Below are 7315 nucleotides of genomic sequence, written 5' to 3' on the forward strand. Positions count from 1 at the left end.
CGCCGCCGCCCGCTGACCGGCGCGGGCCCCGGGAGAACCGCGCCGGGCTGGCCTTCGTGACCCCCACCTTCGTCGTGGTCCTGGTGGTCGTCGTCCTGCCGATCCTGTGGACCGTGCTGCTGGCCTTCCAGCACGCGCGGCTGGTGGACATCCAGGGCATGAGCCTGTTCGGCCGCTGGACGCTGGACAACTTCTCCGGTGTCTTCTCCTCGCCGGGCTTCTGGACCAGCCTGTGGACCACCCTGCTCTACACCGTCGGCGCCACCGCGGGCTCCGTCGTCCTGGGACTGGTCGCGGCCCTGGCGCTGCGCAGGCCCTTCCGCGGCCGCGGCCTGCTGCGCGGCTCGATGCTGCTGCCGTACGTGGCACCCGTGGTGGCCGTGGCGTTCGTGTGGGAGACCGCGCTCAGCCCGCAGTTCGGCATCGTCAACGAGTGGGGCGGCAAGCTGCTGGGCTGGGACGACCCGATCGCCTTCCTGTCCACCCGCTCCTTCGAGGTCTCCGTCCTCGGGGCGCACTTCGACCTCCCGCTCGCGCTGCTGACCGTCATCGCGTTCGAGACCTGGCGCTACTTCCCCTTCGCCTTCCTCTTCCTGCTGGCCCGCCTCCAGGCGGTGCCCGAGGTGCTGGAGGAGGCCGCGAAGGTGGACGGCGCCACCCCCTCCCAGCGCTTCCGGTACGTCCTGCTGCCGCAGCTGATGCCGGTCATCGCGCTGCTGTGCGTGCTGCGCTTCATCATGACGTTCAACAAGTTCGACGACGTCTACCTGCTCACCGGCGGCGGCTCGGGCACCGACGTGGTGGCCGTGCGCGTGTACGACTTCCTCACCGCCCGCTTCGACGTGGGAGCCGCAGCGGCCCAGGCCCTGGTGCTCGCCGTCGTGCTCATGGCGCTGCTCGGCGTCTACTTCGCGTTCTTCGCCAAGAGGGTCCAGGAGGAGGAGGAGTGAGGAGCCGCGCGCGGTTCGAGGAGCGCCTCTTCGGCGTGCTCCGACGGGTGGTGATCGCCTTCCTCGCCCTGATCACCCTGGCGCCCTTCTTCTACATGCTGCTGCTGTCGGTGAAGCCCATCGGCGTGCTGCTCCTGAACCCGGGTCAACTGTGGGTGAGCGCCCACGACTTCACCCTCAGCACCTACCGGGAAGTGCTCAGGCCCGGCTCCGCGGGCGGCCAGGGGTTCGGGCGCATGCTCGCCAACTCCGCGCTCGTCTCGCTCGGCACGGTCGCGCTGACCCTGCTCGCGGCCATTCCCGGCGCCTACGCGGTCAGCAGGCTCAGGTTCTTCGGCGGCAGGCAGGTCAGCGCCCTCTTCCTCGCGGTCTACCTCTTCCCGGCCACGCTGCTGGCCGTCCCGCTCTTCGTGATGTTCGCGAAGATGGGCCTCCAGGGCAGCCTGGTCGGGCTCGCGATCGTCTACATCGCCCAGACCGTGCCGGTGTCGATCTACATGATGAAGAACTACTTCGTCACCATCCCCGACTCCCTCGAAGAGGCGGCGGCGCTGGACGGCTGCACCCGGCTCCAGACGGTGCGCAAGGTCGTCCTCCCGCTGGCCACACCGTCCCTGATGGCGACCGGGCTGTACATCTTCATGATCGCCTGGAACGAGTTCCTCTTCGCGCTGCTCTTCCTGGCCGCCCGGCCTCAGAAGTGGACGGTCTCGCTCGGCCTCCAGCAGCTCGCGGGCGGCATCGAGGTCTCCAAGACCGTGCTGATGGCAGGATCGGTGGTGCTGACCATCCCCGTCGTCCTGCTGTTCTTCGCCGCGGAGCGGCTCCTCACCGAGGGGCTGACCAGCGGCGCGGACAAGGGCTGACGGACACGCCGGCGCGGGCCGCGACCAGCGGCCGGCGCCGGCCGCCGACCAGAGCTGAGGAGAGCATGACCGGTATGACCGGCAACCAGTCGAGCGCGGGCCACCTGCTGCGGCTCATCCGGGAGGGCCGGGCCACCACACGCGGCGCCCTCCAGCGGGCCACCGGGCTGTCCCGGTCGACCGTCGGCCACCGCCTCGACCAGCTCTTCGCGGCGGGCTGGCTGCGCGAGGGCGAGACCGAACCGGTGGCCGGACCGGCCGGCGGGCGCCCCTCGGCCCGGCTGGAGTTCGACGCCGGGCACGCCGTCGTGCTCGCCGCCGACCTCGGGACCCGGCACGCCGGGGCCGCCGTCCTCGACCTGGCCGGGGGCGTGCTGGCGGAGCACTCCGGCGAGCTGGTGATAGGAGAGGGGCCCGAGCAGGTGCTCGACCGGCTCGGCCGGTGGTTCGCCGCGCTGCTGGAGGAGTGCGGCACCGACCCCTCCCTCGTGTGCGGGATCGGCCTGTCCGTGCCCGGTCCCGTGGACGTCGCCACCGGCGTCGTCGTCCAGCCGCCCATCATGCCCGGCTGGGACGGCTACCCCATCCCGCGGCGCATGCAGGAGGCGTACGCGGCGCACGTCCGCCCCGGCGACCCGGTGCCCGTCCTCGTCGACAACGACGCCAACCTCATGGCGTACGCCGAACAGCGCGCCGGGCACCCCGACTGCGCCGCCTTCCTGCTGGTCAAGGTCGCCACCGGGATCGGGGCCGGCGTCGTCGTGGACGGGCGGCCCTACCGGGGCATCGACGGCGGCGCGGGCGACATTGGGCACATCCGGGTGCACGACTGCCCCGACGCGCTGTGCATGTGCGGCCACCACGGCTGCCTGGCCGCCGTCGCCAGCGGCCGGGCCCTCGCCGAGCAGCTGACGGCGGCGGGGGTGCCCACCACCTCGGGCTCCGGGGTCCGCGCGCACCTGGCCGCGGGCCGGCCTGAGGCGGTACGGCTGGCCCGCGAGGCCGGACGGCGGGTGGGGGAGGTGCTGGTCACCGTCGTCACCCTGCTCAACCCCGGCGTGCTGATGATCGCCGGCGACCTGGCCGGCACCCCGTTCGTGACCGGCGTCCGCGAGCTGCTCTACCAGCGGGCCATGCCCCGCACCACCGCCCATCTGCACGTCGTCACCTCCCGGCTCGGCGACCGCGCGGGCCTCGTCGGCGCCGCCGCCATGGTCGTCGAGGACCTCTACGCCCCCGACCGCGCCGACGCCCGCCTGGCCGCCCTCACCGGGTGAGCCGGCCCCACCACCGCGGGAGGACACCACCGTGACCGCACCCTGGACCCGGGTCCCGCACCCGGATCGAGGTGTACGGGACGGGGGGGAGGAACTGGTCCTCGACACCGCCTTCCTCGACCACGAGGAGTGCCGGCCGGTGCTGCGGCGCGGGTTCGCCACCGCCGTGCGCGCCGGGCGTGCCGGGGAGACCGACGCCCGGCGCGGACCGCGGCTCCCACAGCTGCTGGAGCAGGCGACGGTGGCCCAGCCCTACAGCTCCTCCGGGTCCGCCTCCCGCAGCCCGCCCCCGGAGAGCTCCAGCCACCTGGTGATCCCCAGCTCCCGCAGGAACGGCAGATCGTGGCTGGCGACGACCAGTGCGCCCTCGTACGCGGCCAGGGCCTCGCGCAGCCGGCGGACGCTCGCCAGGTCCAGGTTGTTGGTGGGCTCGTCCAGCATCAGCAGCTGTGGTCCCGGCTCGGCGAGCATCACGGCCGCGAGCGTGGCACGGAACCGCTCGCCGCCCGAGAGGGTGCCCACCGCCCGGTCGGCGCGCGCGCCCCGGAAGAGGAACCGGGCCAGCCGGGAGCGGATCTGCTGGTTGGTGGCCTCCGGCGCGAGCGCGGCCACGTTCTCGGCCACCGACAGCGTGTCGTCGAGGACGTCCAGCCGCTGCGGCAGATACCGCAGCGGAACATGGGTGCGCACCTGGCCGGAGGCAGGTGCCAGCTCCCCCGCGACCGTCCGCAGGAGCGTCGTCTTGCCCGCTCCGTTCGGCCCCACCAGCGCGATCCGGTCCGGCCCGTCCACCCGCAGCGTCACGCGCGCCCCGGTCCGCAGCTCGGCCTCCTCCAGGGTGAGGACCTGCCGTCCGCGCGGCACCGCCGTGGACGGCAGCTCCACCTGGATCTCCTCGTCCTCCCGGACCCGTTCGGCGGCCTCCTCCAGACGGTCCTCGGCCTCCTCCAGACGCTGCTCGTGCAGCCCCCGGTGCCTGCCCGCCGTCTCCTGCGCCTTCCGCTTGCGCGCGCCCAGCAGGATCTTCGGCTGGCCCCCGCCGGCGGCGGCCCTGGCGCCGTGCCGTGCCCGCCGGGCCAGCTGGGTGCGGGCCTCGGCCAGTTCGCGCTTCTGCCGCCGTACGTCCGTCTCGGCCGCGCGCACCATCCGTTCGGCGGCCTCCTGCTCGACGGCCACGGCCTCCTCGTACGCGGCCAGATTGCCGCCGTACCAGGTGACCTCGCCGCCGCGCAGCTCCGCGATCTGGTCGACGAGACCGAGGAGTTCGCGGTCGTGGCTGACGACGACGAGCACCCCGGGGAAGCCCGCGACGGCCTCCCGGAGCCGCTGCCGGGCCCGCCGGTCGAGGTTGTTGGTGGGCTCGTCCAGCAGCAGGACGTCCGGCCGGGCCAGCAGCAGTGCCGCCAGCCGCAGCAGCACCGACTCACCGCCCGAGACCTCGCCGAGGGTGCGGTCGAGATCCACGTGGGCCAGGCCGAGCTGGTCGAGCGTCGCCCGCGTCCGCTCCTCCACGTCCCAGTCGTCGCCGACGGCGGTGAAGTGCTTCTCGCTCACGTCTCCCGACTCGATCGCGTGCAGCGCGGCCCGGGCCTCGGCGACGCCGAGCGCCTGGTCGACGCGCAGCGTCGTGTCGAGGGTGAGGTCCTGCGGCAGGTACGCCACCTCGCCGGTGGTCTTCACCGTGCCCGCGTCCGGGCGCAGTTCACCCGCGAGCAGCTTGAGCAGGGTGGATTTCCCGGCGCCGTTCAGCCCGATCAGACCGGTCCGTCCCGGCCCGAAGGCCAGGTCCAGATCGGTGAGGACCGGGGTGCCGTCGGCCCAGGAGTAGGACAGCCGGGTGCAGCCGAGGGCGGGGGAGTGGGTGGACATGGGGGTCTCCTGTCGCGTCGTGGCGGGCGGTGAGCAGTGCGGAAGACACCGAGCCCCGGGCACGACACCTCAGGGGGAGACCAGAAGAGAGAAAGGCCCGGACAGACGGCCGGCTCGCTTCCGAGGTCACACGCGTGGCACAGCAGAGGGCACACGGTGTCTTGGACCTCAGACGAGCAACGACCTCTCCGATCGACGGGGACAGAGCCGCCCAGGACGATACGCGCCGCCGTCATGGTCCGCAAGGCTTTTCCGGCGTACGGCGATGTGCTGTGCTGCGGGCATGGTCCATACCACACAGCCCCGCCCGAACCACGGAGCCGACCGCCACCCGACGGTGCCGCTGAAGCCGCTCCAGGTCCCCGCACCCGAGGCCGAGGACCGTGCCAGGTCGTTCTACGCGCTGATGTCCCGCCGCCGCACGGTCCGCGACTTCGACTCCCGGCCCGTCCCCGAAGCCGTTCTGGAGTGGGCCGTCCGCACCGCCGGCACCGCGCCCAGCGGCGCCCACGTCCAGCCGTGGCGCTTCGTCGTCCTCACCGACCCCGACCGCAAGCGGCGGCTGCGGGAGGCTGCCGAGGCCGAGGAGCGCGAGTTCTACGGGCGCCGCGCCTCGGACGAATGGCTGTCCGCCCTCGCGCCCCTCGGCACCGACGAGCACAAGCCGTTCCTGGAGATCGCGCCCGCCGTCATCGTCGTCTTCGAGGTCCACAAGGGCCCCCGCACGCCGCGCCCTTACTACACGAAGGAGTCCGTCGGCATCGCCGTGGGCTTCCTGCTGGCGACCCTCCACCAGGCGGGCCTGGCCACCCTCACCCACACCCCCAGTCCCATGCGCTTCCTCAACGAGATCTGCGAGCGCCCGCCCGAGGAGCGCGGCGCCTACGTGATACCGGTCGGCTACCCGGCGCCGGGCGCGCGGGTGCCGGACCTGACGCGGAAATCCCTGGAAGAGGTGATGATCCGGCTGTGACCCCCGGCCGTCCACCCACCCGCGGGGCCGTGCATACTCCTGGTCACCACAGTGACCGAAGGGATGGCAGATGCGCAGTTGGGCACGGGGGATCGCGGGCATGGCCTGCGCGGGCGGCCTGGTTCTCGCGGCAGCCGGGTGCGGCGGCCAGGACGGCGGGGACGACTCCGGGCGGGCCGGCGCCGCCCGCGCCGGGCGGCCGGCGGCCGGAGTCGTCACCCGCGCGCAGGCGGACCGGCTCATCGACCGCTACGAGAAGATCAACAACCGGGCCAACAAGACCTCGGACCCCAAGGTCCTCTCCCGGGCCGAGGCCGGTCCGCTCTTCCAGGAGAGCAAGGCCACCTACCGGCTGCAGAAGAACTGGACCAGGAAGCGGCTCGCCGAGTACCGGGAGTCCTTCCGCTATGTGAACCGCGAGTACTACATCCCGCGCAAGGGCACCGCCGACTGGTTCGTGACGGTCGCCTACTCCAGGAACCCGGGCGGCAAGAAGAGCAAGTACCCGGGCATCCTCGTCATGGAGAAGAAGGCCGCGGGCTGGCGGATGGTCGCGGGCAGCTACAGCGACTCGGCCTGGACACCGCGCCTCGCCAAGGACAAGGACGGCTTCGCCCTCCCGGTGACCGACCCGGACAAGAAGATCGGCGCCCTGGCACCCTCCCGCCTCTCCGACGCGCTGCTGGACCTCTACGACGACGCGGGCCCCACCGAGGCCACCGGGTTCCGCTCCTCGGCGGCCACCCGCTGGATACGCAAGGTGCCCAGGACCCAGAACAAGCTGCTGAGCCCCGCCGGTGAGGCCGTCTTCAGCCGGGGGGAGACCGCCCACGAGGAGGTCCACGCCCTCCGCACCCGCGACGGCGGCGCGCTCGCGGTCTTCACCACCCAGGTGCGGGAGCACGACCGGGGCACCCAGCTGTCGGCCACCATCCACCCGTCCGACGACATGAAGGTCTACGCGGGCCCGTCCTCCCGGCCCTCCTTCTTCGTCGACTGGCTGCACCAGTCCAGCGCCTATCTGCCGCCCAAGGGCACGGCGAAGCTCCTCGGCTCCGAATACACCATGACGGGCGCCGCCCCGGGCACCGACGAGAACGGCCGCATGCCGGGCGTGAACAGCTGACCGTCCCGGTGAGCGGCGGCCCCGGCCCCGCCGCCCGGGTGCGGGCGGCGGGCAGCGGGCGACCGCGGCAGCGGGGGACGCCGCGGGGATGGTGGCACGACACCGAGCCACCGCCCCCCCCGCGGGCCAGCCGGATCAGGCCAGGCCGGCCCGCCGCAGCGCCTCCGCCATCTCGCTGTTGGCCGGGCGGGAGCCGCGGAACCGCGGCGCCTCCCCCGCTCCTGTCACCGTTCCCGCCACCCGTCTTGCCGTTA

At 73.1% G+C, this 7315-nt stretch carries 6 protein-coding genes; 5 read left to right on the plus strand and 1 reads right to left on the minus strand.

Annotated elements, in window-relative coordinates; all coding sequences use genetic code 11:
- From FM076_RS27690 to FM076_RS27700, 3 genes are all read left to right on the plus strand, one after another.
- A partial coding sequence (locus FM076_RS27690; protein ID WP_243274656.1) for a carbohydrate ABC transporter permease occupies window positions 1-950 on the plus strand: 950 nt, incomplete at its 5' end.
- Window positions 947-1816 carry an ABC transporter permease subunit gene (locus tag FM076_RS27695; protein ID WP_173873594.1) on the plus strand — a complete coding sequence of 290 codons (870 nt, stop codon included), beginning with the start codon at window positions 947-949 and terminating at the stop codon, window positions 1814-1816. The genes FM076_RS27690 and FM076_RS27695, both read left to right, overlap by 4 nt.
- Window positions 1817-1890: 74 nt before the next feature.
- Window positions 1891-3093: an ROK family transcriptional regulator gene (locus FM076_RS27700; protein WP_173875060.1), complete on the plus strand. Its 1203-nt coding sequence runs from the start codon at window positions 1891-1893 to the stop codon at window positions 3091-3093.
- 252 nt (window positions 3094-3345) lie between these two features.
- On the opposite strand, the gene FM076_RS27705 is transcribed toward FM076_RS27700, so the two are convergent.
- Window positions 3346-4962: an ABC-F family ATP-binding cassette domain-containing protein gene (locus FM076_RS27705; RefSeq protein ID WP_173873595.1), complete on the minus strand. Its 1617-nt coding sequence runs from the start codon at window positions 4960-4962 to the stop codon at window positions 3346-3348.
- Window positions 4963-5245: 283 nt separating this feature from the next.
- On the opposite strand from FM076_RS27705, the gene FM076_RS27710 reads away from it, so the two are divergent.
- On the plus strand, window positions 5246-5935 hold the full coding sequence (locus tag FM076_RS27710) for a nitroreductase family protein (RefSeq protein ID WP_173873596.1): 690 nt from the start codon (window positions 5246-5248) through the stop codon (window positions 5933-5935).
- A gap of 70 nt (window positions 5936-6005) precedes the next feature.
- Window positions 6006-7061 (plus strand): hypothetical protein, encoded by a 1056-nt coding sequence (locus FM076_RS27715; RefSeq protein WP_173873597.1) that lies wholly within the window; start codon window positions 6006-6008, stop codon window positions 7059-7061.
- Window positions 7062-7315: the final 254 nt, after the last annotated feature.

The sequence above is a fragment of the Streptomyces albus subsp. chlorinus genome, assembly GCF_013302895.1.
GTDB classification, from domain to species: domain Bacteria; phylum Actinomycetota; class Actinomycetes; order Streptomycetales; family Streptomycetaceae; genus Streptomyces; species Streptomyces chlorinus.

Bases quoted from the DNA above. Each gene is read 5' to 3' on its own strand.
- FM076_RS27700 (WP_173875060.1), top strand. From the start codon at position 1,891: ATGACCGGCAACCAGTCGAGCGCGGGCCACCTGCTGCGGCTCATCCGG.
- FM076_RS27710 (WP_173873596.1), top strand. From the start codon at position 5,246: ATGGTCCATACCACACAGCCCCGCCCGAACCACGGAGCCGACCGCCAC.
- FM076_RS27705 (WP_173873595.1), bottom strand. From the start codon at position 4,962: ATGTCCACCCACTCCCCCGCCCTCGGCTGCACCCGGCTGTCCTACTCC.
- FM076_RS27715 (WP_173873597.1), top strand. From the start codon at position 6,006: ATGCGCAGTTGGGCACGGGGGATCGCGGGCATGGCCTGCGCGGGCGGC.